This is a genomic window from Nocardia sp. NPDC049526, assembly GCF_044465765.1.
Classification (GTDB): Bacteria; Actinomycetota; Actinomycetes; order Mycobacteriales; family Mycobacteriaceae; genus Nocardia.
This window is the reverse complement of sequence record NZ_JBITMA010000009.1, coordinates 372581-398535: the sequence shown is the minus strand read 5'-3', so window position 1 is coordinate 398535 and position 25955 is coordinate 372581. Positions and strand designations below refer to the sequence as shown.

The 25955-nt window shown below is 66.3% G+C and carries 25 protein-coding genes; 9 read left to right on the top strand and 16 right to left on the bottom strand.

Annotated features, from left to right (window positions below):
- Positions 1–119 precede the first annotated feature (119 nt).
- Together ACIBW7_RS28530 and ACIBW7_RS28525 are read left to right on the top strand one after the other, a co-directional pair.
- Entirely contained in the window at positions 120–1349 is a 1230-nt protein-coding gene (locus tag ACIBW7_RS28530; RefSeq protein WP_397051674.1) for a cytochrome P450, read from the top strand.
- A gap of 8 nt (positions 1350–1357) precedes the next feature.
- Complete coding sequence (locus ACIBW7_RS28525; protein WP_397051480.1) at positions 1358–2083, top strand: TetR/AcrR family transcriptional regulator; 726 nt, start codon at positions 1358–1360, stop codon at positions 2081–2083.
- Here the strand turns inward: ACIBW7_RS28525 and ACIBW7_RS28520 are convergent.
- Positions 2073–2837, bottom strand: coding sequence for an SDR family oxidoreductase (locus ACIBW7_RS28520; RefSeq protein WP_397051478.1), 765 nt, complete (start codon positions 2835–2837; stop codon positions 2073–2075). The genes ACIBW7_RS28525 and ACIBW7_RS28520 overlap by 11 nt on opposite strands.
- 130 nt (positions 2838–2967) lie before the next feature.
- The gene (locus tag ACIBW7_RS28515) at positions 2968–4920 is read right to left on the bottom strand and encodes a TerD family protein (protein ID WP_397051475.1); all 1953 of its coding nucleotides are present in this window, start codon (positions 4918–4920) and stop codon (positions 2968–2970) included.
- A gap of 195 nt (positions 4921–5115) precedes the next feature.
- Here ACIBW7_RS28515 and ACIBW7_RS28510 point away from each other — a divergent pair, with 195 nt between their 5' ends.
- Positions 5116–5604 carry a hypothetical protein gene (locus ACIBW7_RS28510; protein ID WP_397051473.1) on the top strand — a complete coding sequence of 163 codons (489 nt, stop codon included), beginning with the start codon at positions 5116–5118 and terminating at the stop codon, positions 5602–5604.
- A 6-nt stretch (positions 5605–5610) separates the two neighbouring features.
- Here the strand turns inward: ACIBW7_RS28510 and pabB are convergent, their stop codons facing one another.
- On the bottom strand, positions 5611–7695 hold the full coding sequence (gene pabB, locus ACIBW7_RS28505; RefSeq protein WP_397051471.1) for an aminodeoxychorismate synthase component I: 2085 nt from the start codon (positions 7693–7695) through the stop codon (positions 5611–5613).
- Positions 7696–7775: 80 nt separating this feature from the next.
- On the opposite strand from pabB, the gene ACIBW7_RS28500 reads away from it, so the two are divergent.
- The 3 genes from ACIBW7_RS28500 (at position 7776) to ACIBW7_RS28490 (ending at position 10784) form a co-directional block, all read left to right on the top strand.
- Entirely contained in the window at positions 7776–8825 is a 1050-nt protein-coding gene (locus tag ACIBW7_RS28500; RefSeq protein WP_397051469.1) for a phosphotransferase family protein, read from the top strand.
- Between the two features lie 78 nt (positions 8826–8903).
- Positions 8904–9479: a DinB family protein gene (locus tag ACIBW7_RS28495; protein ID WP_397051467.1), complete on the top strand. Its 576-nt coding sequence runs from the start codon at positions 8904–8906 to the stop codon at positions 9477–9479.
- A 174-nt stretch (positions 9480–9653) separates the two neighbouring features.
- Positions 9654–10784, top strand: coding sequence for an NDMA-dependent alcohol dehydrogenase (locus ACIBW7_RS28490; protein WP_397051465.1), 1131 nt, complete (start codon positions 9654–9656; stop codon positions 10782–10784).
- A 194-nt stretch (positions 10785–10978) separates the two neighbouring features.
- Here ACIBW7_RS28490 and ACIBW7_RS28485 read toward each other — a convergent pair whose 3' ends face one another.
- Positions 10979–12166: a serine hydrolase domain-containing protein gene (locus ACIBW7_RS28485; RefSeq protein WP_397051463.1), complete on the bottom strand. Its 1188-nt coding sequence runs from the start codon at positions 12164–12166 to the stop codon at positions 10979–10981.
- Between the two features lie 85 nt (positions 12167–12251).
- Between ACIBW7_RS28485 and ACIBW7_RS28480 the strand changes: the two genes are divergently transcribed.
- Positions 12252–13082, top strand: a complete 831-nt coding sequence (locus ACIBW7_RS28480; protein WP_397051461.1) for a serine hydrolase domain-containing protein — start codon at positions 12252–12254, stop codon at positions 13080–13082.
- A 120-nt stretch (positions 13083–13202) separates the two neighbouring features.
- The gene (locus ACIBW7_RS28475) at positions 13203–13736 is read left to right on the top strand and encodes a DUF3145 domain-containing protein (protein WP_397051459.1); all 534 of its coding nucleotides are present in this window, start codon (positions 13203–13205) and stop codon (positions 13734–13736) included.
- A 61-nt stretch (positions 13737–13797) separates the two neighbouring features.
- On the opposite strand, the gene xylA is transcribed toward ACIBW7_RS28475, so the two are convergent.
- Genes xylA through ACIBW7_RS28460 form a run of 3 tightly spaced genes read right to left on the bottom strand, consistent with a single transcriptional unit; the run spans position 13798 to position 17421 of the window.
- Positions 13798–14976, bottom strand: a complete 1179-nt coding sequence (gene xylA / locus ACIBW7_RS28470; RefSeq protein WP_397051457.1) for a xylose isomerase — start codon at positions 14974–14976, stop codon at positions 13798–13800.
- A gap of 19 nt (positions 14977–14995) precedes the next feature.
- Entirely contained in the window at positions 14996–16171 is a 1176-nt protein-coding gene (locus ACIBW7_RS28465) for a 4-hydroxybenzoate 3-monooxygenase (protein ID WP_397051455.1), read from the bottom strand.
- Positions 16168–17421: an MFS transporter gene (locus tag ACIBW7_RS28460; protein ID WP_397051453.1), complete on the bottom strand. Its 1254-nt coding sequence runs from the start codon at positions 17419–17421 to the stop codon at positions 16168–16170. The genes ACIBW7_RS28465 and ACIBW7_RS28460 overlap by 4 nt, the downstream gene beginning before the upstream one ends.
- Positions 17422–17512: 91 nt before the next feature.
- Here ACIBW7_RS28460 and ACIBW7_RS28455 point away from each other — a divergent pair, with 91 nt between their 5' ends.
- Entirely contained in the window at positions 17513–18433 is a 921-nt protein-coding gene (locus tag ACIBW7_RS28455) for a LysR family transcriptional regulator (protein ID WP_397051451.1), read from the top strand.
- Here ACIBW7_RS28455 and ACIBW7_RS28450 read toward each other — a convergent pair.
- From ACIBW7_RS28450 to ACIBW7_RS28410, 9 genes are all read right to left on the bottom strand, one after another.
- A complete protein-coding gene (locus ACIBW7_RS28450; protein WP_397051448.1) occupies positions 18417–19226 on the bottom strand; it encodes an IclR family transcriptional regulator C-terminal domain-containing protein in 810 nt (269 codons plus the stop codon). The genes ACIBW7_RS28455 and ACIBW7_RS28450 overlap by 17 nt on opposite strands.
- A gap of 22 nt (positions 19227–19248) precedes the next feature.
- Positions 19249–19635 (bottom strand): 4-carboxymuconolactone decarboxylase, encoded by a 387-nt coding sequence (pcaC, locus tag ACIBW7_RS28445; RefSeq protein WP_397051446.1) that lies wholly within the window; start codon positions 19633–19635, stop codon positions 19249–19251.
- A complete protein-coding gene (gene pcaD / locus ACIBW7_RS28440) occupies positions 19632–20408 on the bottom strand; it encodes a 3-oxoadipate enol-lactonase (RefSeq protein ID WP_397051444.1) in 777 nt (258 codons plus the stop codon). The genes pcaC and pcaD overlap by 4 nt, the downstream gene beginning before the upstream one ends.
- A 165-nt stretch (positions 20409–20573) precedes the next feature.
- On the bottom strand, positions 20574–21926 hold the full coding sequence (pcaB, locus tag ACIBW7_RS28435; RefSeq protein ID WP_397051442.1) for a 3-carboxy-cis,cis-muconate cycloisomerase: 1353 nt from the start codon (positions 21924–21926) through the stop codon (positions 20574–20576).
- Positions 21919–22461: a protocatechuate 3,4-dioxygenase subunit alpha gene (pcaG, locus tag ACIBW7_RS28430; RefSeq protein ID WP_397051440.1), complete on the bottom strand. Its 543-nt coding sequence runs from the start codon at positions 22459–22461 to the stop codon at positions 21919–21921. Before pcaG ends, pcaB begins: the two co-directional genes overlap by 8 nt.
- Positions 22454–23176 carry a protocatechuate 3,4-dioxygenase subunit beta gene (gene pcaH, locus ACIBW7_RS28425; RefSeq protein ID WP_397051438.1) on the bottom strand — a complete coding sequence of 241 codons (723 nt, stop codon included), beginning with the start codon at positions 23174–23176 and terminating at the stop codon, positions 22454–22456. The genes pcaG and pcaH overlap by 8 nt, the downstream gene beginning before the upstream one ends.
- Positions 23173–24354 (bottom strand): thiolase family protein, encoded by a 1182-nt coding sequence (locus ACIBW7_RS28420; RefSeq protein ID WP_397051436.1) that lies wholly within the window; start codon positions 24352–24354, stop codon positions 23173–23175. The genes pcaH and ACIBW7_RS28420 overlap by 4 nt, the downstream gene beginning before the upstream one ends.
- Positions 24351–25133, bottom strand: a complete 783-nt coding sequence (locus ACIBW7_RS28415; protein ID WP_397051434.1) for a CoA-transferase subunit beta — start codon at positions 25131–25133, stop codon at positions 24351–24353. Before ACIBW7_RS28415 ends, ACIBW7_RS28420 begins: the two co-directional genes overlap by 4 nt.
- Positions 25130–25951 carry a CoA transferase subunit A gene (locus tag ACIBW7_RS28410; protein WP_397051432.1) on the bottom strand — a complete coding sequence of 274 codons (822 nt, stop codon included), beginning with the start codon at positions 25949–25951 and terminating at the stop codon, positions 25130–25132. Before ACIBW7_RS28410 ends, ACIBW7_RS28415 begins: the two co-directional genes overlap by 4 nt.
- Between the last annotated feature and the right edge of the window lie 4 nt (positions 25952–25955).

The following is a 25955-nucleotide window of genomic DNA, read 5'->3' as shown; positions in this document are numbered from 1 at the left end:
TATCGGCTTCGGAACGTGTCCACACAGTTCTTACCCGCCCCGCCGGCTCCGCCGGCCTGCCATCCCCAGTGTCGTGAGGTCTGCAGCCCAAGTCAGACCGGTAGGAGATAGCCGTGACCGTGACCACGCCGTCGATTCCCGCAGGATTCGACTTCACCGACCCAGACCTGCTGTCCACCCGCTTGCCCATCCAGGAATTCGCCGAGCTGCGCCGGACCGCCCCGGTCTGGTGGTGCGCGCAGACCGGGCGGGCCAGCGGTTTCGATGACGGCGGCTACTGGGTCATCTCCAAGCTCGACCACATCAAGGAGATCTCGAAGAATCCGGAGGTGTTCTCCTCACACGAGAACACCGCGATCATCCGGTTCAACGAGGAAACCACTCGCGAGCAGATCGACATGCTCGGCAATATGCTGATGCTCAACCAGGATCCGCCGCAGCACACCAAGACCCGCCGCATCATCTCCAAGGGTTTCACCCCGCGCGCGGTGGAGAGCTTGCGTGTGGCGCTCACCGAGCGTGCGGCCCGAATTGTGCACGAGGCCAAGCGGACCGGGCGCGGCGACTTCGTCGAACAGGTCGCCTGCGAACTGCCGCTGCAGGCCATCGCCGAACTGCTCGGAGTGCCGCAGGACGACCGCAAGAAGCTGTTCGACTGGACCAACCAGATGATCTCCTATGACGATCCAGAGTTCGACGGCAACCACCACACCGCCACCGCCGAGGTCATGGGCTACGCCTGGAATATGGCCGAAGAGCGGCGCAAATGTCCGGCCGACGACATCGTCACCCAGCTGATCAATGCCGATATCAACGGCGAGAACCTGGGCTCGGACGAATTCGCGTTCTTCGTGATCCTGCTGTCGGTCGCGGGCAATGAGACCACCCGCAACTCGATCACCCACGGCATGAAGGCCTTCGTCGACAACCCGGAGCAGTGGGAGCTCTACAAGCAGCAGCGCCCGCGCACCGCGCCCGATGAGATCGTGCGCTGGGCCACCCCGGTGACCGCCTTCCAGCGCACCGCCACCCAGGACACCGAGGTCGGCGGCCAGGAGATCAAGAAGGGACAGCGCCTCGGGCTGTTCTACAGCTCGGCCAATTTCGACGAGGACGGATTCGAGAACCCGTTCACCTTCGATGTGCTGCGCAACCCCAACCCGCACGTCGGCTTCGGCGGCACCGGCACGCACTACTGCGTGGGCGCCAACCTGGCCCGGCTGCAGATCGATCTGATGTTCAACGCCATTGCCGATGTGATGCCGAACCTGCGACAGGTCTCCGATCCGGTGCGGTTGCGCTCGGGTTGGTTGAACGGCATCAAGCGCTGGGAAGTCGAATACGCTTGAATTCCCCTATGAACAGCTCCAAGCCGCGGGGGCGGGCACCGGTGGTCTCGGATGCGGATATCCGCCGGGTGGCCCGCGCACTGCTGGTCGAGCACGGTCCCGATGCGGTCACCTTGCGCGCGATCGCGCGCGAACTCGGCATTACCGCGCCCGCGCTGTACCGGTATTACAACTCGCGCGAGGACCTGTTGGAGAGTCTGCGCCTGGAGTTCTGCGAGGACCTCGCTGCCGAGCTGTCCGAGCAGATCGCCACGCTGCCCGACGACGGCGCGGTGCAGTTCTTCGCCATCTGCAGGGGATTCCGGCGCTGGGCGCTGGCGCACACCAGGGAATTCACCCTGGTGTTCGCCTCGCCGGGCGCGGGCCGCGCGCGCATGCTGCGCCGGTTCGACGAACCGTTCGGCCGGATCTTCCTCGCCGCAGCCGGGCGACTGCTGGCCACCTACGATGTTGTGACGCCGCCGACCGATGTGATCCCGGCGGAGCTGCGCGATGACCTCGTACTGTTCCAAACCGAGCTGCTGGCAGCGCTTTCGGAGTCCGGGCAGAAATTTCCGGCCGAAAAGCTCGACCTCGGCGTGACGTATCTGATGATCCAGATCTGGGCACGGCTATACGGGCATGTCACGCTCGAGGTGTTCGGGAATTATCCGATCCCGCTGTCGAATCCGGAGATCCTCTTCGATGCGATGCTGGCCGATCTGGGGCGCACGGCCGGGTTGATCAGCGAGTGATTCGGCGAGACAGCCATTCGGCGTAGCCGATGCCGATTGCGTCGCCGTGTCCGTCCAGGCAGAGAGCGCCGGACCGTAGGGCGCGTCCGGCGCGGCCCGGGATGGGTACCGGAAGCGGAAGCAGCTTGCGGCCGATGTGTTCGCGGTAGATATCAGCCAGTTCGGTGAGGGTGTGCACGGTCGGTCCGGCGATATCCGGAATGCGTCCGGCCGGGCCGTTGTCCACCGCGTCGGCGAGTCTTGTCGCGACGGCGTCGACGTCGATCGGCTGTATCTTCGCCGTCGAGCGCGGTGCGAGCCGCCAGCGCGCCGACAGGGCCAGGATGTCGGTGACGAGTTCGTGGAATTGGCTGGCGCGCAACAGCGTCCAGGGGATCTCGCCGGTGGTGACCACCTGTTCCTGGTCCACCTTCGCGTTGTAATAGCCGAAGGGGACGAGATCGCAACCGACGATGGAGATTTCGACGTGGTGGCCGATACTCGCCTGCTTTTCGGCAGCCAGTAGTCGACGCACGCCGTCCACCATGACCGATCGGGTCCGGCTGCGGGCGCTCACCGCGTCGACGACGGTGTCGCAGCCGTCCAATGCGGATTCCAGGCCGGAGCCGGTGGCGAGATCCGCGGAGCGATGGTCCAGAGTTCGATCCGCCGGAGCGGTTCGGCTCACAACGCGGACCCGATGTCCGCGCGCACTCAGCTCTCGTACTACCGCGGCCCCCAGTACCCCGGTTCCGCCGATTACCGCTACCTGCATTGATCCTCCCAAACGGCTCTGTTCGGTATTGGACGCTACGGTGACACGCCGGACGGCTCAACGTGCTTCATCGCATATGCATTGTTCACCACATCGGTGTTCCGGTGCGTGATCGCGTGCGGTATCCGCATCAGATCCGCGCACCCTTGGCGCGGTTGCAGGCGCGGCAGAGGATCTGCAGATTGGTCGCACTCGTCGCGCCACCGCGGCTCAGCGGGATGATGTGATCGAACTCCAGGTAGTGGCCATCGCCGCATTCGACGCATTTACCGCCGTCACGTTGCCACACCTCGGCCTTGACCTCCTGCGGGATGCTGCGGGTGTCGCGCTGGCCGGGCGTGAGCACCAGGCGTTTGGCGACTCGCAGCGCACCTTCCAGCGCGGCCGCGACGTAATCCGGATCGTCGACATCGAAGGTGGCGCCACCGCGGGACGAGGTTGCCGCGACAACCACCGAACGCTGCTCGACATGCACCGAAACCACCCGGTTCCACGGCAATTCGGTGCCGGTGTCGGTACCGACGAACCGCAGCTTCTTATTGCTGGCGATCAGCCTGCCTTCGGTGAGCTTCGGGCCCTTGGCGAGCAGGCGGACGTGCACGGCGGGCAGATCCACGTGCACCTTCTCCTCCGGATCCAGATGCAGGCCGGGCGTTCGCACCACCGGCAGATCCCCACCGCGCAACCGCGACAGGGTGTGCCCCCGATACATCCGCCTGCGCAGATCCTCGACCAGCGGTCCGCTCAGCGCCAACTCTTCGATCGCGTACTCGAACGCATCGAACTCGGTCTGCTCGATCTCGCCATCCGCGAATGCGAAGGCGACCAGTCGCTCGACATAGGTGAGCGCCACATCACGCAGCGCCGCCCGGCCCAGGCCCTCATCGATTCGCTGATACCGCAACGACGCCCACAGCGCATCCCACTCCACACCGCGCGGTCCGGCTGCGGTCAGCGCCCGCCAGGCCTGGGTATGCCAGTGCGTCAGGAATTCCTCGATCTGCTGCTCGCAGCTCTGGCATGGCGCAAGACCGCCGAACAGCTTGCGGCGCCGGGGATTTCCGCACCGCTCACAGCTGCGTGGGCCGGGCAGCCGCCGTTCGTATGTGGCACTGGTCCATTCGGCCCCATCCCACCAGCGCAGCCTCGAGGGGTTCTCGGGATCCGAATGCCAGTCCGCGCGTTCGGGATTCGGCGGTGGTGATATCGGCGGTTCGACCTCGTGCCGCTGGCGCTGAAGGTCGACCGGCCTGCCTGGTCGCGGCCGGGCAGGCCGTTCGTCGGCCGAGTCGGTGCGATGGTCGGCTCGGTCCCGGGGCCCGGTGGCGGCGGTGTGGTGCCCAGCCTGATCTGCACGGTATGCGCCGGGCGTCCGTGATCGGGCCGGTGCTGCATCGGGCCGATCGTGCTGTCCAATCGGGTCGGCGCGGGTGCCGTCCTGCTCCCAGGACGCAGTGTCGAGCTGCTGGGGACCGGGTGATCCGGCCGGCGCCGTGCCAGTCGAGACACGTTGCTGCACTGGAAAAGTGGGTATCCGATTCGCGTGCGCCACGCGCGACCGATCGGGTGTCGGTTCGGCGGGGTCGCCGATGGTGACGCCGAATTCGGTGACGAGGCCGGGGAGCCCACTGTCCCAACCCTGGCCGATCGCGCGGAAGCGCCACTGGCCGTCACGGCGGTAGAACTCGCCGAACATCATTGCGGTGACCGCATCGGGATCGGTGATCTCGAACCGGGCGATCGGCCCGTGCGCGGCCTCGATGGTGAGGGTCAGATCCGCGATATCGCCGAAGGTGCCGTCGTCGACCGATCCGGCGACCACGATCCGCGCCACATCCGATTCGGTGCGCGGTAGCGACACGCTCAGGCGCGCGGTCCCCGGTGCGGGTTCCTGATCGAGCGTCACTGCCTGCGACATATGTCGGGGTGCATTGAAGAACACCAGATCCCGATCGGTGCGCACCGTCCCCGCCTCCGCCAGCAACAGCGCGTGCGCATCGACCGCATGCCCCGACCGCCATGAAACAACCACGGCAAGAAGGGAAGTCGGCACCGCCGCATTGGCCCCTTTACTGAGTTTCATCGTGCTCGAACTATGCCACGAACCACCGACACGCCGACTTCGGCGGTCCATACCTTCGGCGATGCGAGCGAGTGGGTAGCCCGTCGCGACCACGCTCGCATATGGCGGCCCGACCGCGCCGACGGAGTCGGCGACACAAACCGGTCGGTTCGGGATATCCGTTCGATAGGCCTGCTGGTGCGGCAGAGTGGAGGGATGACTACCCCGAAGGGTGCGGGCCGGAAGGCCTCGACTCCGAAGGCGCCGGGTGGGCGGGTGCCGAGTCCCGGCGATGTTCTGGCGGCCGCGCAATCGGCGGTGGAGGCGGCACAGTCGGCGGCGAGTCAAGTATTGGATGCCGCACAACTCACCGCCGGTCAGGCCTTCGATGCGGCGGTGCGCCTGCCACCGGCCTCGGCTCAGCTGGCGGCTCAGCTGCCGGATCTGATCGAAAGCCTGTCGATCGCCATCGACCGGCTCAACTCCACCATCGATCGCCTGGACCGCACTCTGGCGCTGGCGGATCCGGCCTTCGCCGCCTACGACCGCTTGCTGCCGCGCCTGGAGGCGATGATCGGACTCGGCGAAGACCTCTTCATGGCCCTCGCCAAACTCCCGGGCGTATCCCTCCTCGGCCGCATCACCGGCAAACCTGCCGAACCTCCCGCGCCGGCCGAACCCCCGAAACGTAGCCGCCGCAAGTAACCGGGCTCAGCGGGGTGCGGCCCGGTGGGTGGCGGCGGCCTTGAGCAGGGTTTCGTGGTACTCGTCCTCGGGGTCCGAGTCGAGGACGATGGCGCCGCCCGCGCCGATGCGCCAGTGGCCGTCGTGGCGGACCGCGGTGCGGATGACGATATTGAGGTCGGCGGTGCCCCCCAGACCGAGGAAACCGATGGTGCCCGAATAGATGCCGCGCGCTTCGGTCTCCAGCTCGTCGATGATCTCCATGGTCCGCAACTTGGGCGCCCCGGTCATCGAACCGCCCGGGAAACACGCACGCAGACAATCGATCACGTCGACATTCGGCCGCAGCGTGCCGCGCACGGTCGAAACCAGTTGGTGCATGGTCGTATACGTCTCGGTGGCCATCAATTTCGGCACGTGCACGCTGCCGACCTGGCAGACCCGGCCCAGGTCATTGCGCAACAGGTCGACGATCATCAGATTTTCGGCCCTGGTCTTCGGACTGTCGGCCAGTTCGCGCCGCAGCCGCTCGTCCTCGGCGGCCGTGGTCCCGCGCGGCGCGGTGCCCTTGATCGGCTTGCTCTCCACGGTGCGGGCGCGGTCCACCTTGAGGAAGCGTTCCGGTGACGAGCAGGCGATTTCGAGATCGTCGAAGCGCAGATACGCCGCGTACGGCGCGGGATTGCTGCGGCGCAGTGTGTGGTAGAAGTCGAGTCCATCGGCTTCGGCGGCCGCCATGGATGCGGTGTCGGTCAGGCAGATTTCGTAGGACTCGCCCGCATGCAGCCGCTCCTGGCAGACGGCGATATCGGCGAGATACCGCTCGCGCCCGCGGGTGAACAGCGGTGCGACGGCGGCGGTATCGGAGCGCACCTCGAGTGTCGGCGGATTCGCCCACGTCGGTAGGGATTCCAGGATTTCGCGGGTATCGCGCAACCAATCCGCGCCCGCCCGAAGGGCTTCCGGCGTGGGATCGGTGAGTGCGAGCAGATGGGTGCGCCCGCCGACGTGGTCAACGACCACGATCCGATCGGCGAAAATCCACTGTGCGTCCGGTGTCGAGGCGCGATGCGCGGCATTCGCACCGCAATCGGCCTTCACCTCATAGCCGAGGTATCCGACGTAACCACACGCGAAATCGAAAGGCAGATCAGGTAGTTCGGTATGTCTCAGGTGCAGCTGCCCGGCGAGATAGTCGAGAATTCCGCCCGGTACGGTCCGCCGATTCCCGTCCGAGGATTCGACCGTCACCTTGTTCTCGCCGACCCGGTAGCGGATCACCTCGGCCAGCGGCCCGCTCGCATCGCCGAGGAAGGAGAACCGATCCAGTCCCGGTTCGACATGTTCGCTGTCGAGCCAGAATGCGGTGGGGGAGTTGCCGTATAGGCGCAGGAACGCGGCCTCGGTATCGATCGCCCGCTCGATCACCGCATGCCGCAGCTGCCAGGAGCGTCGGGATTCGCGGAACTCATGTCTACCCATCAGCGGCTCGGCATTCTCGAACGGCGCGCTGATGCTCGACCGAATCCGCTGGCCCGCAGTAAGTTTCGCGAAATTGCCGAGCAATGCCGCACCGTACTCGCTGGCAATCGATTCGGGATGGAACTGCACCCCCCACTGCGGTCTGCTCCGGTGCCGCACACCCATGATCACCCCATCGGCCGCGACGGCGGTGATCTCGAGACTGTCCGGCAACGGCCGCTGCGCGCACAGCGAGTGGTAGCGCACCGCGGTGAAACCCTCGGGCAGCCCGGCGAACAGTTCGTCGCCGTCGTGCTCGATGTGATCGAGATAGCCGTGCCGCGCGGTGGGCGCGGTCGTGACGATGCCGTCCGCCGCGACGACGATGGCCTGATGTCCGAGACAGACACCGAGTAGCGGCAGTTCGGTCTCCCGGATCACCGCGGCCGAGATGCCGATATCCCGGCCGACATCGGGGCGACCCGGTCCGGGGGAGATGACGACATTGTCGAAGCGCTCCAGCCTCAGCCGCGCGATATCGTCCACCTCGTCATTGCGCACGACCGTGGGTTCTTCCCCGTTCACCTCGCTGATCAGCTGATAGAGGTTGTAGGTGAACGAGTCGTAATTGTCGATCAAGAGCGTGCGCATCGTGCTCCGAACCCTACGCCGCGGCGGTCGAAGCAAACTGTTGTCATATGCCTTCAGTTAGGTTCGGCGCGTGGTGCACAATGTGGGACATGTCAGAGGTGGATCGTGAGGTCGTCGACTTTGCCGTCGTCGGTAAATGGATGGACGAGCAGGGCCTGCCTGCCGGTGAGTTCGAGGACGTGACCGCGCTCGGCGGCGGCACGCAGAACATCATGCTGCGGTTCGCGCGCGGCGGTCAGGACTACGTGCTGCGCCGCGGCCCGAAACATCTGCGCGCCAAGAGCAATGACGTCATCCGTCGCGAGGCCCGGCTGCTCGGCGCGCTGGACGGAACCGGCGTGCGCGCGCCGAAGGTGATCGCCGCCTGCCCGGACGAATCCGTTCTCGGCGCGGTGTTCTACCTGATGGAGCCCATCACCGGATTCAATCCGCAGAACGAACTGCCGGAGTTGCACGCGAGCGATCCGGAGATCCGGCGGCAGATGGGCCTGTCCGCGGTGGAGGCCATCGCCCGCCTCGGCTCGCTCGACTATCAGGCGCTCGGCCTGCAGGACTACGGCAAACCGGACGGCTTCCTGGAGCGTCAGGTGCCGCGCTGGCTCGGCGAACTCGAATCCTATTCGGCCAATGCGGGGTATCCGGGCCCAGAGATTCCGGGAGTGCAGCAGGTCGGGGAATGGCTGGATCGGCATCGGCCCGCGCAGTGGACGCCCGGCATCCTGCACGGCGACTGCCACCTGGCCAACATGATGTTCTCCTACGACGGCCCGGAGGTGGCCGCGATGGTGGACTGGGAGATGTCGACCATCGGCGACCCGCTGCTCGACCTCGGCTGGCAGATCGCGACGCGTCCGGAGCCGGGTACCACGGGTGCGGCGCTGATCGGCAAGCTGGGCGCCGTCGGCGGTCTGCCGACGCCGGAGCAAATGGTCGAGCACTACGGCAAGTTCTCCGACCGCGACCTGAGCAATGTCACCTGGTACACGGTGCTCGCCTGCTTCAAGCTGGGAATTGTGCTGGAGGGCACGCATGCTCGCGCATTCGCGGGCAAGGCGCCCAAGCAGGTCGGTGACTTCCTGCATGCCATCACGCTCGAGCTCTTCGAACGGGCGCATCGCTTGATGGAGTGAAAAGCGTTTGACCGGATCTTGCCGATAGCTGGCTGGATATGTGTCGCTGGCGATATTCGGCCAATCTAGGGTGGGCGCATGCCGATCGTTCCCGACGTCAAGAACTGGACCTGGGTCCTCGAACGCTCCTGTCCCGAATGTGGATTCGACCCGGAGTCGATCACCTTCGCGGCGGTGCCCGATCTGGCCCGCGAGTACGCGGGCCGTCTCTCGGCAACCCTCGCGCGACCCGACGTGGCCATCCGCCCGGACGACTCCACCTGGTCGGCACTCGAATATGCCGCTCACGTTCGCGATGTCTGCCGAATCTTCACCTATCGCACGGCCGTCGCGGCCCGCGCCGAGGCGGTGGATCCGAGGGTTCCCGGGTTCGACGCCGAAGGCCTCGACTCCGCGGATGGCGTCCCGGTGTTCTCGAACTGGGATCAGGACGTAACCGCCATCGCCGATCAATACGACAAGCAGGATCCACGAAAGGTTGCCGCGGAGCTGACCGACGCGGCGGAGACCGTCGCGCGCGCCTTCGCGTCGGTCCCTGAAGCCGCCCGCGGCAATCAGGCGCGACGCAGCGACGGCTCGGTCTTCACGGTCGAATCCCTGGCCGCCTACTTCCTGCACGACGTAATCCACCATGTGCACGACGTGCGGGGCTGAAGTCGGGCAATATCGGTCCGGGACGGGTTCGCGGTCGGATGGAACTGGAACTCGTTCGGGGGGTCTGTCAATCCGTGTCGACGAATTTTCGATCGAGTACTAGAACGCGTTCCAGTTTTCTCGTAGTGTGGGTGCAGTCACATAGAAGCCCGTGCATGCGAGAGGTCGACACGAATGAAGACGAAAGGCGCGATCCTGTGGGGGACCGACCAGCAGTGGTCGGTCGAGGAGATCGAGGTCGGCGATCCGGTATCCGGTGAGGTCCAGATCCGGATGGAAACCGCCGGTATGTGCCACTCGGACCACCACATCGTGACCGGCGCGACGCCGATGCCCGCATTCCCGGTCATGGGCGGCCACGAGGGCGCAGGCGTGATCACCAAGCTCGGGCCGAACTGCCCCGCCGATCTGCAGGTCGGCGATCACGTGATCCTGTCGTTCATCCCGGCCTGCGGTCGCTGTCCGGCGTGTGTGAGCGGCAATATGGCGCTGTGCGATCTGGGCGCGGGCCTGCTGATGGGTCAGGCCATCAGCGACGGCACCTACCGGATCCAGGCGCGCGGTGAGAATGTGATCCCGATGTGCCTGCTGGGCACCTTCGCGCCGTATATGACGGTGCACCACACCTCGGTGGTCAAGATCGACCCGAGCATTCCGTTCGAGGTCGCCTGCCTCGTCGGCTGCGGCGTCCCCACCGGCTTCGGTTCTTCCACTCACGTCGCCCAGGTCGCGCCCGGCGAGACCGTGGTGATCGCGGGTATCGGCGGCGTCGGTATGAGCGCGCTGCAGGGCGCGGTGCTCTCCGGCGCGTCCAAAGTCGTTGCCATCGATCCGAATCCGTGGAAGCGCGAGCAGGCGCAGAAGTTCGGCGCGACGCACACCTACGAGAGCATGGCCGCCGCGATCATGCCGCTGATAGAGGCCACCGAGGGCCGGATGGCGCAGAAGGTCATCCTGACCATGGGTGAGATGCACGGCGAATACATCGAAGAGGGCCTCATTCTCACCGCCAAGGCCGGCACCCTGGTCGTCACCTCCATGGGTCGCATGGACGAGAGCGATGTCAAGCTGAACAGCTTCCTGCTGTCCATGCTGCAGAAGACCGTCAAGGGCTGCATCTTCGGCGGTGGCAACGCCCGCCAGGACGCGCCGCACCTGCTGTCGCTGTACAAGTCGGGCCAGCTGAACCTCGACGATATGGTGACCCGCCAGTACTCCCTGGAGCAGATCAACGAGGGCTACCAGGACATGTTGGACGGCAAGAACATTCGCGGCATCATCAAGTACACCGAGGCCGACTGGTAAACCGCAGCGTCACTGCTCGGCGAGCTCGGTCGCGACTCGTGATCAGCCCGCACGAAATCGGCTCGCCGAGCGCCGATTCAACGCCCCCCGGTGCGGCTTGGGCCGTTGAGCTGGTGTGCCGCACGCGAATTCGCGCGCCGCGCATGAATTTGCCCGGCAAATCGGGGCGTGGCGAACCAAAAACGTGCGCGGCGTCAGCGGATGCAGCGCAGGAGGGCGTTGCGTAGGTTGCGGCTGCGGACGTCGTCGAGGACGGCTAGGCCCAGGCGGTTCATGGAGTAGCCGAAGCCTAGGCCGGTGGCGGGGTCGGCGAAGCCGAACGAGCCGCCGAGGCCCGTGGTGCCGTAGGCGCGTTTATCCGAGCCGAAGCGGAACGAGCCGCGGGATTTGCGGAAGCCCAGGTGATAGCGAGACTTGGTGTGCAACACCAGATCATCGGCGGGCACATCGTCCGCGGCCGCGGCGGCGAGCCGATCGAGCACCGTGTCCTCGATCGGCAACGCACCGGTGCGCCCCGCCGCCGCGCCGTACGTCTTGGCCAACGACCTGGCATTGCCGACGCCATTGGAACCCGGCATCTCCAACTCGAGCAGTTCGCGTCGGCTCGCCCGCACCGGCGCGCCGATACGCGGATTGGTCAGTGCCGCATGGGAAAGTCCGCGTCTGGCGAAGATCTCCGCACCGATCCGTACCGGAATATCGCGCTCGTAGCGCAGGATGTCCACGCCCTCGGTGGCGGCCAGGGTGGCGATCCGGTCCATGCTCTGTTCGGCGGGCAGGCCGATGAAGAAGTCCAGGTCGAGCGGTTTCGCGATCTCCTCGGCGAAGATCCGGCCGAGTGTGCGGTGTTCCGGATCGGCGCGGCGCACGAGTTCGCCTTGATACAGACCGAGGGTTATGGCGTGATAGCCGTGTCGCGTGCCCGGCCGCCATGCGGGCCGCTGCGCCGCGAGAATCGATGCGAGACCGTCGAGATCGGCGATCTGCCGTAGCCGCACCACGGTATCGAGTCCGGACAGTCCGGCCTGATGGTCGATCAGCTGACGCACCGTGACCGCGCCCTTGCCCTGCGCGGCGAACTCCGGCCAGTACTTCGCGACCGGCTCTTCGTAGTCGAGCAGTCCCTTCGACACCATCGTGGCGACCACGAACGCGGACATGCCCTTGGTCGAGGAGAAGACCGGGACGATCGTGTCGCGCTCCCACGGCAGGGTCCGGCGGCGGTCACGATGGCCCGCCCACAGGTCGACCACCGGGCGATCGCCCGCGTAAACGGCTACGGCAGCGCCGATTTCGCCGTGGCGGGCGAAGTTGCGGCGGAAGGCGTCGGCAACGGGACCGAAACCGGCCGCCACATCGCCGTGGATGGTGGGTGCGCTCATGATCAGTTGATGGTACCGGCGGTACCGACTTTCCCATGCAGACGGTGCGGACACGCCGGGAACAGGCGTCTCGTACGCTCATTTCGTGCGTGCATTCGAGCAGATCAAGGACTGGCCGGTTCGGCATGCGGCGGCGGGCGTCGTCACCCGCGACGGTGCGCAGAGGGCGGGTGATACCGAGCGTGTATTCCCGCTCGCCTCGGTGACCAAGCCGCTGGTCGCCTACGCGGTGCTCGTAGCGGTGGAGGAGGGTGCGATCGAACTCGATCAGCCCGCCGGTCCACCGGGAGCTACCGTCCGGCATCTGCTCGCGCACACTTCCGGCATCGCCTTCGACACCACCGAGGTGATCGCCGCGCCCGGTACGCGGCGCATCTACTCCAGCGCCGGATTCGAAATCCTCGCGGCCTTCGTCGCGGAGCAGACCGGGATCGCCTTTCCGGAGTACTTGCGCGAGGCCGTATTCGAGCCACTCGGCATGACGGCCTCCGTGCTGGCCGGTCCGGCCGGGCATGCGGGCCGGTCCACCGCGGCCGATCTGGTGCGCTTCGGTGCGGAACTGCTGGATCCCCAGCTGATTTCGGCGCAGACCCACGCCGAGGCGACCACGGTCGCGTTTCCGGGACTCAACGGTGTGCTGCCGGGTTACGGATCGCAGCGTCCCAACGACTGGGGCCTCGGATTCGAGATTCGCGACGGGAAATCACCGCACTGGACCGGCGGATCTAATTCCGCAGGTACCTATGGCCATTTCGGGCAGTCCGGCACATTTCTGTGGGTCGATCCCGAATTAGGAGTGGCGAGTATCGCTTTGAGCGACGAGAATTTCGGCGACTGGGCACGGGAGGCATGGCCCGTCTTTTCCGATGCGGTGATCGCCGAGGTGATCCTCGCTCGGAACTCGGTTGCGAAGTAACAGGTCGGACACGCCTCCGAAGTAACATGTGTAACTCGGGGCACTCCAGTACACTCGGGCAACGCCAGTACGACGGATCGTTGGGGAAGACGTTTCTCGTCGAAGCTGGAGGTGTCAGTGGTGCGCGCATCGAGTCAGTTCGCGGACGCGACGGCGGGTGTGGTCTATATCCACTCATCGCCGGCTGCGCTGTGCCCACATATCGAATGGGCACTCACCTCGGCCCTCGGCTCACCCGCGAAATTGCGCTGGACCGCACAACCCGCCGACGGACAGCTGCGCGCGACCACCGACTGGATCGGTCCGGTAGGTACCGCATCGCGAATTGCCCAATCCTTGCGGTCTTGGCCCGTTCTGCGCTTCGAGGTCACCGAGGACCCGAGCGACGGCGTCGACGGTGAGCGCTACAGCTTCGTGCCCACCCTCGGCCTCTGGCACGGCTCCACCTCGGCCAACGGCGATGTCACCATCGGCGAAATGCGTCTGCGCGCCATGCTGCAGGCCAACAGTGAACTCGGCAACTACACCGGCTACGACCTGGCGACCGAACTCGACCGCGCCCTCGGCACCCCCTGGGACGAAGATCTCGAGATCTACCGCTACGGCACCGAATCCGGCGCCGAGGTGACCTGGCTGCGCCGCGACGTCGGCTGATCGGGCGCCCGCGGTTGGAGTACGCAACGACGCTGTCTGCCAACAACTCTCGGCGCACGTCTCAGCTGATCAGGTGTTCGAGTGCGAGTTGTTGCAGTCGGACGAAACCGAAGTCCCGTTCGGCGGCCTTATCCGGGTCGAAACCGTCGTCGTCACGCAGGAATGCCTCGATCGATTCCCCGTCGTCGAGAGTGGGTTGCGCGAGGTCGAGGACGCCGGAATAGGCCATCGCCTCCTGCACGCGGGAATCGGCGCGGAAGGCGCGTGCCTTGTCCGCCAGCATCAGGTAGGTCGCCATACAAGCCTTGGCCGATTCCCATACGCCGGTGAGGTGTTCGGTGCGTGAAGGCTTGTAGTCGAAGTGCCGTGGTCCGGTGTAGCGCGGTCCGTCCGGATAGCCGGGGAAACCGTTTTCGAGCAGGTCGACGGTGAAGAATGCGGAGACCAGATCGCCGTGTCCGAAGACCAGGTCCTGGTCGTATTTGAGACCGCGTTGGCCATTGAGGTCGATGTGGAACAGCTTGCCGCTCCACAATGCCTGGCCGAGGGCGTGCGTGTAGTTGAGGTTGGCCATCTGTTCGTGGCCGGTTTCCGGATTGAGGCCGACGATATCGCCGTGCTCCAATTCGGCGATGAGGGCGAGCGCGTGCCCGACGGTGGGCAGAAAGATATCGCCGCGTGGCTCATTGGGCTTGGGCTCCAACGCGATTCGCAGGTCGTAACCCTGTGACTTGATATAGCCGGCGACCGTATCCAAACCCTCTTTGTAGCGCTCGAACGCGGCGAAGATGTCCTTGGATCCGTCGTACTCGCTGCCCTCCCGGCCGCCCCACATCACGAAGGTGGTGGCACCGACCTGCGCGGCCAGATCCACCGCGCGCAGGATTTTGCGCAGACCGAAGCGGCGGACCGAGCGGTCGTTGGCGGTCAGCCCGCCGTCCTTGAAGACCGGATGGGTGAAGGTGTTGGTCGTGACCATCTCGATGGTGAGACCGCTGCGATCGGTCGCGTCTTTGAGGCGCGTGAGGTTGTGCTCTTTGGTGGCGTCGTCGGCATCGAACGGGAATACGTCGTTGTCGTGGAAGGTGATGCCCCAGACGCCGAGTTCGGCCAGGCGTTCGGCGTACTCCCACGGCGGGAGTATCGGTCGGGTCGGCAGGCCGAACGGGTCGGTACCCGTCCAACCGACTGTCCACAGCCCGAAGGAGAACTTATCGTCGGTGGTGGGTTGACGGGTCACGCGATGCCTCCAGGTGTGTCTAGGACGGGCCCCAGCTTCCGGTGTACCCCTCAGCGAAGTATGCCGCGCCGCGTTGGGATCCGATGAGCATCGCGAGTTCCCCGTGTTGGCGCTCGATGTCGAAGGGGGACGCGCCGTCGATCGAGTGCAGGAGGGTCGTCGCCCAGTAGGAGAAGTGCTGTGCTTTCCACACTCGGTCGAGTGCGGTATCGGTGTAATGCCGCAAGGATTCCTCGCCACCCCCGGCGAAGTAGTCGACGAGGACTTCGTGCAGCACGCGTACATCCGCGAGTGCGAGATTCAAACCTTTCGCACCAGTCGGCGGGACGGTGTGGGCGGCATCGCCCGCCAGCAGGAGTCTGCCGTAGCGCATCGGCGCGGTGACGAACGAGCGGAACGGTAGCACCGTCTTTCCGCTGATCGGGCCCTCTTGCAGTGCGAAACCATTGCCGTTGACGCGGCGGCGCATCTCGGCCCAGATCCGCTCGTCGTCCCAGTCTTCGGGGCGCTCGGTGGGCGCGCATTGGAAATACATGCGCTGCATCGTCGACGTGCGCTGGCTGACCAGGGCGAAGCCGTGTTCGGAGCGTGCGTAGATCAGCTCCGGATGTGATTGCGGCGCCTCGGTGAGGAAGCCGAACCAGGCGAAGGGATATTCGCGAAACCATTCGGTGCGCAGGCCATCGGGAAAGGCGTGACGGCAGATCGACCGTGAACCGTCGGCTCCGACGATCAGATCGGCCTCCAGTCGGGCCGGGCGGCCGTCCGCCTCGGTGAACGTCACCACCGCCGGGTCGATGGAGACGGCGGTATCCCGGACGCCGTAGCGGACATCGCCGCCATCGGTCTTACGGCGGTGGGCGAGGTCGATGAATACCTCGGTCTGCGGATACAGCCACACCGATTCGCCGACCAGTTCGCGGAAATCGATCCGATGGTGGTCACCGTCGAAGCGCAGCACCACACCGTCGTGCCGGTCGCCTTCGGTGAGCACCCGATCGGAGACGTCGGAATCCACCAGCATGCGCACCGAACCGGCCTCGAGGATGCCCGCGCGAATGGTGGTCGCGATTTCCTCGTGCGTGCGGATATCGATGACGACCGAGTCGATTCCGGAGCGGTGCAACAGATGTGACAGCAGTAGACCCGCCGGACCTGCGCCGACAATGGCGACCTGGGTGCGCGTATTCGTCATAGCGCGAACCCCTTCGAAGTGTCGAGGGCGGCGGGTTCCACCGATCGAATGCGCAGCCGGGTTACCGTGGCCATCGCGAGCATGCCGATACCCGCCACCGCGGCGAAAAAGTAGAAACCCCACGGGTATGCCGATCCGGCGACGATGAGCCAGCCGGTAATGGTCGGACCGAAGATCGCGCCGAGCCGACCCACACCCGAGGTGAGGCCGAGTGCGGTGGCCCGCACCTCGGCCGGATATGCCTGCGTGACATAGGCATAGACGAGTACCTGAGCCGAGAATACGAAGATGCCGGTGACCAGTACCAACGCATCGAGCAGCACGGTGCTGGAAACCTTGATGCTCAGCAGCGCCAGCAGTACCGCGGCGGCCGCGAACCAAACGAGGACAATCGGTTTCGTGCCGCGCCGGTCCGCGAGGGTCCCGGCGACGAGCAATCCGATGACCGCACCGATATTCAGCACCAGCAACAGCGTCAACGAGGTCGACATGTTGTATCCGGCGTCGCGCATCAGCTTCGGCAGCCAGGTGTTGAGTCCGTAGACCAGCAGCAGACCCATGAACGAAGCGACCCACACCCCGAGCGTCGTCCGCAGATAGCGTGGTGTCAGCACGACGGTCGGTCGGACCCGTTCGGGCGTGGCCTGGGCGGCCAGATACGCCTCGGATTCGGGCAGTTTGGCCCAGATCAGCGGCAGCAGCAGGAATCCCACGATGCCGCCGAGGTAGAACAGCGGCTGCCAGTGCGGAACGAGCTGCAGCGCCATGAGCGAGCTGATCACCGCGCCCGTGTGATAGCCGGTCATGGTGATGGTGCTGGCGAAGGCGCGGCGGGCGGCGGGCACCTGCTCGGCCATGAAGGTCAGCGCCGTCGGCAGACACGCACCGAGCCCGATCCCGGCCAACAAGCGGAAGATGCCGAAAACGGTGACGGATCCGGCCGCCGGGACGGCCGCGGTGAACGCTGAGAACAAGGCGATCGAGGCGAGCAGGACCTTGCGGCGTCCATACCGGTCGGCCAGCGGCCCGCCCGCCGCGCCGATGGCGACACCGACCAGCGAGATCGTCGCGACGAAAGTCGCACCGGCCGCGGTGAATCCGATGTGGTGGTGCTCGATCAGGGTGGGGATGACGGCGCCGAGCACGACCAGGTCGTAGCCCTCGAGCAGGACGATGAGCCAGCACAGCGCGGCCGGCCACGACGACAGCTTGTTCATGATGATTCGTTTCTGCAGATTCGGGCCGGTCATAGCGGGCCCTGATTGTGATGGCTCTCACGCTAAAATGACCGGCAATCAGAAATCCAATTGATATTTTTCTCGATCCACATAGAGGGGATCTATGGCATCCGAGTTCGATCTGAACCTGGTGCGCACATTTGTGCTGCTGTACGAGACCAGGAGTGTCACGGCCGCCGCCGATCTGCTCGGGGTCACCCAGCCGACGGTCAGCTACGGGCTCGGCAAGTTGCGGCGGCGGCTGCGCGATGAACTGTTCGTGCGCGGTCCGGGCGGTCTCGTGCCGAGCGCGGAGGCCGAGCGGCTCTATCCGCCGCTCCGCGCGGCCATCGCGGGTATCGATGAAACGCTCGGTGCCGCAACCGAATTCGACCCGAGCCGACCGACCCGCTTCAGGCTCGGACTCTCCGATCTCGGCGAGGTGACGGTGCTGCCGCTGGTGCTCGCGGAACTGGCGGCACGGGCACCGCAGGTGACATTGCAGGTAGAAGCCTTCGATGTGGATACCGCGCCCGACCGGCTCGCCCGCGGCGAGGTCGACGCGATGGTGGCCAGTCCGATACTCGACTCGACTCGGCTGACACGGACGCCACTGTTCACCGAGGGCTATGCGGGGCTGGTCGCGGCGCATCACCCTCGGTTGCGTGGTGATGCACCCACCGAAGCCGAACTGGATGGTGAGCGGCATATCGTCGTCGAAGGCGTGACAGGCCACCCCGGCCCGCGCAAGGCGCTGCGCGAGCACCATCTCGAAGATCGCGTAGCCGTGCGCGTCACCCGATTCGCCACCCTGCCCTATGTGGTGCAGGACAGTGAGCTGGTCGCCATCGTGCCCGAACGGGTGGCACACGCTTTGGCGCGCACCCATCCCGTGCGCGTATTCACCCTCCCGTGGCCCATCGAGCCGGTGGAGGTGGCGGCCTATACCCGGCGCGCACCTGGCCGGGCGGCGGCTCAGGGGTGGTTTCTGGACGTGGTTCGGGCGGCGCTGGAGAATCTGCCGTCGGTCAGCCCAGCCGCGTAATCGGTTTCGCGGCGGTGAGATCCGCCTCGATTCGGTGAGCGGCCGTTTGCAGGCGCGGAATCAGTTCGGCCCGAATGGATTCGATGCTGCGGCGGGAGGCGTGCGTCGAAATATTGATCGCGGCGATCACGCCCGACCGATCGCGGATGGGGGCCGCGACCGACCGCAGACCTTCCTCCAGTTCCTGGTCGACGATGGAAAAGCCCTGTGCGCGAACCGTTTCCAAGGCGGCGCGCAAGGCGTCCTGATCGGTGATGGTGTTGGCGGTCAGCCGGGCCAGCGGCGTGCGCGCTAGATAGGCGTCGAGTTCGGCAGCCGCGAGTCCGGCCAGCAGGACATGCCCCATGGAGGTGGCGTAGGCGGGGAAACGCGTGCCGATATTGATGCTGACGGTCATGATCCGGGATGCGGCGACCCGGGCGACGTACACGACATCCGGACCGTCGAGCACCGATACCGAGCTGGATTCGTGCACGTCGGCGGAGAGCTGTTCGAGATGCGGCTGCGCCAACTCGGACAGGGTCATGCTGGACAGATACGAATAGCCCAGTTCCAGCACCTTGGCGGTGAGCGAGAAGCGTTTGCCGTCGGTTCGGACATAGCCGAGATCGGCGAGGGTCAGGAGGAACCGGCGTGCGGCGGCACGGGTGAGTCCGGTCAGGCGCGCGACATCGGAGAGCGTCAGCTGCGGATTCGCGGCATCGAATGCCTTGATGACCGCGAGGCCGCGTTCGAGCGACTGCACATAGTGGGTGCCGCGCCGGCCGTCGTCGTCGTTACCGCCGGTCGTCATCCTCATCCTCCTCGACAGGGTGCTACAGGGCGGAATCGTCCCCGAGTTCGGCCAGTACCTGCTGCCCGATCGCGAAGGCGGCATTGGCCGCCGGCACGCCCGCGTAGGCGCCGGTGTGCAGCAGTACCTCGGCGATCTCGGCGGCGGTGAGACCGTTGGTGATCGCGGCGCGGACATGCATCGCGATCTCCTCGTGCCGCCCGAGGGCGGTGAGCACCGCAAGGGTAACGCAGCTGCGGGTGCGCCGGTCCAGGCCCTCGCGGGTCCAGATCGAGCCCCAGACCGACTCGGTGATGTACTCCTGGAACGGCCTGGTGAATTCGGTGGTCCTGGCGACGGCGCGATCGACGTGATCGTCGCCGAGCACTTCGCGCCGGACCGCCATGCCGCTATCGGCTCGTTCGTTCACGAGTCCTCCTTCAAGTGAGCGAGAATCAGATCGTTGATCGCCTCCGATGCCTCGGCGTTGGCCAGATGTGCGCCGGGGCTGACGATTTCGAGGCGGGCGCGCGGTACCGTGTGCGCGATGAGCTGTCCGTGCTCGGGTGGGATGGCCGGATCCTGGGCGCCGGCGATCACGAGGGTGGGTGCGGTGATCGATGACAGCCGGGCCGCGATATTCATCGTTTCGATTGCCGCGCAACAGGATGCGTACCCGTCGGCGTCGGTGGCCGCGACCATTTCCTCGTAGTAACGGGTGCGCTCTGGATGGTCCGCGCGCCATTGGGGGGTGAACCAGCGTTGCACCACAGCATTTGAAACTGACTGTGTCCCTTCGGCTCTGACCAGCGCGGCGCGCTCGGCCCAACCGCTGGGCGGGCCCAGTTCGGCGGAGGTGCAGCACAGGGTCAGCGTGCGCAGCCGGTCCGGTGCGTGCTCGCCGAGCCACATGCCGACCATGCCGCCGAGGGAGAGTCCGACGAAATGCGCTCGCCCGACCCCGAATCGGTCGAGCAGCCCGATCACATCGGAGCCCAGGTCCGTCAGCGTGTACGGGCCAGGGGGTACCGGGGATGCGCCGTGTCCGCGGTGGTCGTAGCGCAATACCCGGTATCCGGCGGCGGTCAGCGCGGTTACCTGCGGATCCCACATGCGCAGGTTGCTGCCCAGTGATCCGCTCAGTACGACGGGTTCGCCGTCGTCGGGACCGTCGACAAGGGAGTTCACCTCGATGGCGCTCACGACTGCGCCTGCCGAATCATTTGGCTGCCACCAGGTGATCTGCTCAGCACGATCGGTTCGCTGTCATCGGGATCGTCCGTGGGGCAGTGCATCTCGACCACAGTCATGCCTCCGTCTCATCGGCTCTCGGCCTTTTCAAGTCCTGGCAGGGGATTGATCGTGCGCTCATAATTTCTCACGCCAATCGTCGAGTGCCCGTTCGATGAACTTGCGTGCCGACCCGAGGTACAGCGCCGGATCGAGCAGTCTCTCGATTTGCTCTCGGCCCAGAAACTTCCCGACCACCGGATCGGCGGCGAGCAGATCGGCGAGTGGGCCTGCACCGGCGAGGGCGGCCCGGCAGCACTGCGCGACGGTATCGCCCGCGGTGTGCCTGCCGATCTCGCCGTTGGATGTCGAAACCAACTCGGTCGCTACGTTTTCCGCGAGTGCCAGGCCGCAGGTGAGTTCGAGGTTGGCGCGCATGCGCTGTGGATCGACTCGAAGTCGCTCCAGGCTGATACGCAGCCAATGCACCGCGGAACCGGTGGTCCGCAGCAATTCGATATACGGCCGCCATTCCGCATGCCACGAGCCCGCTGCGCGCTGATGTTCGTGCGCGGCCGCGCCGAGCAGTGCCGCGACCGATCCCGGCGCCTGCCCGGCGGATCCGGCGGCAAGAACGGCGGCAACCGGATTACGTTTGTGCGGCATGGTCGAGGAGCCGCCCGTACCCGCCGGGCCCTCCTCGCGGACTTCCGCAACCTCGGTCTGCGCCAGCAGCGTGATATCGCGGGCGATCTTGGCCACCGCCGCGCAGGTCTGACCGAGCGCCCCGGCGATCTCGGCGATGCGGCCGCGCTCGGTATGCCACGGCAGGGCCGGTTCGGCCAATCCGAGCTGCCGCGCGAGTCCGCTCAGCACGGCAATCCCGTTGTCGCCCAAGGAAGCCAGTGTGCCGACCGCCCCGCCGAACTGCACCGCCAAGCGGTGCCGCCGGATGTCGTCGAGCCGATCCCGCGCCGCGGCGATACCGCCGAGCCAGCCCGCCGCGGTGAGGCCGAAGGTGACCGGCGGTCCCTGCTGGAGCAGGCTGCGCCCGGCCAGCACGGTGTCGGCGTGGATTTCGGCGAGGTACGCCAGCTGGGCCGCGCACGCGCGCAAGTCGTCATCGAGCGCGGTCAGCGCCCGGTGCGTCACCAGCATGGCGGCGGTATCGCCCACGTCCTGGCTGGTCGCGCCGAGGTGCACATATCCGGCCGCATCGCCCGCGACACGTGCGGTGAGCGCCCGCACCAGCGGCCCGGCCGGATTGCCGATGCCGACCGCCTGCGCGCCGAGCTCTGCGATATCGTAATCATCTGCGTTGCAACAGCTTTGGATAACGGCGGCGGCATCGGGTGGAATGACTCCGGCCGCGGCAGAGGCGGCCGCCAGCGCGCCTTCGAAGTCGAGCATGGCCTGCACCCATGCCCGGTCGCCGACCTGCGCCGCGACCGGACCGGCCGCGAGCACAGTGTCGAACAACCCGTCAGACATCGAAGAACACCGTCTCGCGTTCACCTTGGAGGTGCACGTCGAAAACATAGCCATCGGTGCCGTTCGCGGCGATCAAGGTGCCGCGGCGCTCCGACGGCACCGCGGCCAGCACCGGATCACTCGCGTGCTGATCGGCGTGCTCGGGGAAGTAGATGCGGGTGACCACTCGATGCAGCAGACCACGGGCGAACACCGAGACATCGATATGTGGGGCCTGCCCATCGCCGAGCGCGCCCGGAACGACGGTGTAGACCGCGAATTCGCCCGCTCGGGTGTCGCTGCGAGCGAATCCGCGGAAGTATTCGCGGACACCGCGACCGTCGTCGGGATGCGCGATATGCCCGTCCGGGTCGGCCTGCCAGATCTCGACCATGGCGTCATCGATCGGCTCGCCGACGGCGTCGAACACCCGGCCGCGAATCCACCCGGCCCCGGGTGTCCCCAGCGGTACGGCATACGGGCCGTCGTCCCACGTCAGTCCGATATGCAGGTAGGGGCCGACGGTCTGCGAAGGCGTGGTGGGCAGATTAGTCATCGTCCTCGTCGTCCTCGAAAGGTGTGGCGTCGCGGCCACGCAATACGATGTCGAACTCGAAGGCCAGCGCCCGCTCTGGTTCGCTGCGGTCGAGATCGAAGCGGCTGATCAGCAGTGGGCGAGCGGCCTCGGGCACCGAGTTGAAGATGGGGTCCTGGGCGAACAACGGATCGTCCGGAAAATACATCTGGGTGACCAGTCGCTGGGTGAAGGCGCGCCCGAACAGCGAGAAGTGGATGTGCGCGGGCCGCCAGGCATTGTGGTGGTTGCGCCACGGATAGGCGCCGGGCTTGATCGTGGTGAACTCGTAGCGGCCCGCGCCGTCGGTGAGGGTCCGCCCGGCACCGTCGAAGTTGGGATCGAGCGGACAGTCCCACGCGCCCCGGTCATGGCGGTACCGGCCGCCGGCATTGGCCTGCCAGATCTCGATCAGCGAGTTCGGGATCGGCTTGCCGTCACCGTCGAGCAGTCGACCGTGCACGATGATGCGCTGTCCGAGCGGTTCCGCGCGGTGCTGCGCGGTCAGGTCGTTATCGGTCTCGGCAAGCCGGTCCGCGCCGAGTACCGGAGCGGTGAGTTCGGTCAGCCGCTGCGGCAGCAGCACAAGCGGCTCTTTCGGATGACGCAGGGCGGTGGACTTGTAGTCCGGGGAGTCGAGCGGGGGGTGGGTGCCCGCCGAATCCTTTCGATAGCCTTGCAGCGCACGGGTTTTCATGATGTCGCCTCCAGGACAACGGCCAGCCCCTGGCCGACGCCGATACACAGTGCCGCCAGTCCCCACCGGCTGCCGCTACGCCGCATTTCGCGGGCGAGTTGGTTGATGACACGTCCCCCGGACGCCCCGAGCGGGTGGCCGATCGCGATCGCACCGCCGTTGACATTGACGATGCCGGGATCCAACTCCGGCCAATCGGCAAGGCAGGCAAGCGATTGCGCGGCGAAGGCCTCGTTCAATTCGACCACGCCGAGATCGCCCCAGCCGATTCCCGCGCGCCGCAGGGCGATTCGCGCCGCTTCGACCGGACCGATACCGAAGACATCCGGATCGACGCCGGCCGCACCGCGTCCCGCGATCCGCGCCAAGGGGGCGCGGCCGAGCCGAGCGGCCAGGGCTTCGGCACCGAGCAGCAGGGCGGAGGCGCCGTCGTTCAGCGGTGAGGCATTTCCGGCGGTGACGGTGCCATCGGGCCGGAACGACGGTTTCAATTCCGCCAACCGTTCGACGGTCGTCTCCGCCCGCAGCGACTCGTCGCGAGCCAGTTCGGTGCCGGGCACGGCGACGACATGATCGTCGTAGAAGCCGTTGTCCCAGGCCTTCGCGGTGAGCTGATGGCTGCGCGCCGCGAATTCGTCCTGCGCCGCACGCTCGATTCCGTAACGACCCGCGAGGATTTCGGTGCTCTCGCCCAACGACACCGTCCACTGCGCGGGCATTCCCGGATTCACCAGCCGCCAGCCCAATGTGGTGGAGTGCAGTGTTTCGTTGCCGACGGGAAATCCCTTGGCGGGCTTGGGCATAACCATGGGCGCGCGGCTCATCGATTCGACGCCGCCAACGACAACCGTTGCCGCATCACCGGTTTCGATCATCCGGGCGGCCTGCATCGCGGCGTCCATACTCGACCCGCACAGCTGGTTCACGGTCGTGCCGGGCACCGAGGTCGGCCAATCGGCCAGCAGCGCTGCCATGCGTGCCACATTGCGATTATCCTCGCCCGCCTGGTTCGCCGCCCCGAAGACGACCTCGTCCACCGTCGCAGGGTCCAGATCGTTGCGCTCCGCGAGCGACCGCAGCACCGACGCGGCGAGATCATCGGGCCGGATGCCGCTCAGTGCACCGCCGTACCTGCCGAACGGGGTGCGAATACCGTCGTAGAGAAATGCGCTGGTCATGAGGCCGCTTTCAGCGCTCGCAGGGTCGTGAGTTCCATGGCCGTCGGCGGCTCGCCGATCTCGAGATCCGGCGCGACCCGCAGCTGCCAGCCGGTGGCATCGCGGACCTGTTCGACGGTCACGCCCGGATGCACCGCGACGAGGATCAACTCGCCGGTGTCGTCGGGCCGCATCACCCCCAGGTCGGTGATCACCAGGGTCGGGCCCGCACCGCGCAGGCCGAGTTTCGTGCGCTCGCCGCTACCGCGACCGTGCCCGAAAGAGGTGATGAAGTCGACTTTGTCGACGAAGGATCGGCGCGACTGACGCACGACGACGAACACCTCGCCACAGGAGGCGGCGATCTCGGGAGCGCCACCCGCTCCCGGCAGGCGGACCTTGGGGTGGGTGTAATCACCGCCGATGACGGTGGTGTTGATATTGCCGTACTTGTCGAGCTGCGCGGCCCCGAGGAACCCGATATCGATGCGACCCGGCTGCAGCCAGTAGTTGAAAATCTCCGGCACGCTGATCACTGCGTCGGCGGTCTCGGCGAGCACACCGTCACCGATGGAAGCGGGCAGCCGATCCGGCTTCGAACCCAAAGTTCCGGATTCGTAGATGAGGACCAGATCGGGCGCGTGGATATTGCGTGCGAGATTCGCGGCCGTCGACGGCAGCCCGATCCCGACGAAGCACCGTTTGCCCGCGCCGAGTGCTCTGGCGGCGGCGATTGTCATCATCTCGTCCGCGGTGTATGCCGTTTCCGTTGTGGCGGTGCGTGTTTCGGCGATGGTCATACTGTCTCCGTGGTGGCGGTGTACACGTTTTCGTCGAGCCAGCGGGTGAAGTGGTCACGGTCTCGGCTGATCGCGTCCCAGGCCGCGTAGTAATCGTTGTCGCGTTCGGAATAGCCCTGCGCGTAGGACGGATGCGCGCCGCCGGGCACCTGTGCGACGGCGGTCACCGCCCAGGCGGGCAGCACGATCGCGCCGGGCACCGGGGTCAACTCGTCGACGATCTCCTCGACTGTGACCAGGCTGCGGCGCGCGGCGAGCACCGCCTCCTTCTGCACCCCCAGTAGCCCCCACAGTTGCACGTTTCCGGCACGATCGGCGCGCTGGGCGTGGATGACCGTGACATCGGGATTGATCGCCGGAACCGCCGTCAGCTGTTCACCGGTGAACGGGCAGGTGATCGGTTTGATGGTGTCGGTGACCGTCGGCAGATCGGTGCCGACGTATCCGCGCAGCACGGCGAACGGCAATCCGGACGCCCCCGCGACATAGCGATTCGCCATACCGGCGTGGCTGTGCTCCTCGATCTCCAACGTCGCGGGCCAGGCCTGCTGTACCGCGTCGCGGAACCGGTGCAGCGAGCCGACGCCGGGATTGCCGCCCCAGGAAAAGATCAGCTTGCGTGCGCAACCGGCCCCGATCAGCTGGTCGTAGACGATGTCCGGTGTCATCCGCACCAGCGTCAGATCCCGCTTGCGCTGGCGGATGATCTCCTGGCCGGCTGCCACCGGGATCAGATGGGTGAAACCTTCCAGCGCGACAGTATCGCCGTCGCGGACGAGTTCGCCGACCGCAGCTGCCAAGGAGGTAATCCTGGCCATATCA

Coding starts and splice junctions, on each gene's coding strand:
- ACIBW7_RS28525 (WP_397051480.1), top strand. CDS start 1,358: ATGAACAGCTCCAAGCCGCGGGGGCGGGCACCGGTGGTCTCGGATGCG.
- ACIBW7_RS28520 (WP_397051478.1), bottom strand. CDS start 2,837: ATGCAGGTAGCGGTAATCGGCGGAACCGGGGTACTGGGGGCCGCGGTA.
- ACIBW7_RS28515 (WP_397051475.1), bottom strand. CDS start 4,920: ATGAAACTCAGTAAAGGGGCCAATGCGGCGGTGCCGACTTCCCTTCTT.
- ACIBW7_RS28510 (WP_397051473.1), top strand. CDS start 5,116: ATGACTACCCCGAAGGGTGCGGGCCGGAAGGCCTCGACTCCGAAGGCG.
- pabB (WP_397051471.1), bottom strand. CDS start 7,695: ATGCGCACGCTCTTGATCGACAATTACGACTCGTTCACCTACAACCTC.
- ACIBW7_RS28500 (WP_397051469.1), top strand. CDS start 7,776: ATGTGGGACATGTCAGAGGTGGATCGTGAGGTCGTCGACTTTGCCGTC.
- ACIBW7_RS28495 (WP_397051467.1), top strand. CDS start 8,904: ATGCCGATCGTTCCCGACGTCAAGAACTGGACCTGGGTCCTCGAACGC.
- ACIBW7_RS28490 (WP_397051465.1), top strand. CDS start 9,654: ATGAAGACGAAAGGCGCGATCCTGTGGGGGACCGACCAGCAGTGGTCG.
- ACIBW7_RS28485 (WP_397051463.1), bottom strand. CDS start 12,166: ATGAGCGCACCCACCATCCACGGCGATGTGGCGGCCGGTTTCGGTCCC.
- ACIBW7_RS28465 (WP_397051455.1), bottom strand. CDS start 16,171: ATGACGAATACGCGCACCCAGGTCGCCATTGTCGGCGCAGGTCCGGCG.
- ACIBW7_RS28460 (WP_397051453.1), bottom strand. CDS start 17,421: ATGACCGGCCCGAATCTGCAGAAACGAATCATCATGAACAAGCTGTCG.
- ACIBW7_RS28455 (WP_397051451.1), top strand. CDS start 17,513: ATGGCATCCGAGTTCGATCTGAACCTGGTGCGCACATTTGTGCTGCTG.
- ACIBW7_RS28450 (WP_397051448.1), bottom strand. CDS start 19,226: ATGACGACCGGCGGTAACGACGACGACGGCCGGCGCGGCACCCACTAT.
- pcaB (WP_397051442.1), bottom strand. CDS start 21,926: ATGTCTGACGGGTTGTTCGACACTGTGCTCGCGGCCGGTCCGGTCGCG.
- pcaG (WP_397051440.1), bottom strand. CDS start 22,461: ATGACTAATCTGCCCACCACGCCTTCGCAGACCGTCGGCCCCTACCTG.
- pcaH (WP_397051438.1), bottom strand. CDS start 23,176: ATGAAAACCCGTGCGCTGCAAGGCTATCGAAAGGATTCGGCGGGCACC.
- ACIBW7_RS28420 (WP_397051436.1), bottom strand. CDS start 24,354: ATGACCAGCGCATTTCTCTACGACGGTATTCGCACCCCGTTCGGCAGG.
- ACIBW7_RS28415 (WP_397051434.1), bottom strand. CDS start 25,133: ATGACCATCGCCGAAACACGCACCGCCACAACGGAAACGGCATACACC.
- ACIBW7_RS28410 (WP_397051432.1), bottom strand. CDS start 25,951: ATGGCCAGGATTACCTCCTTGGCAGCTGCGGTCGGCGAACTCGTCCGC.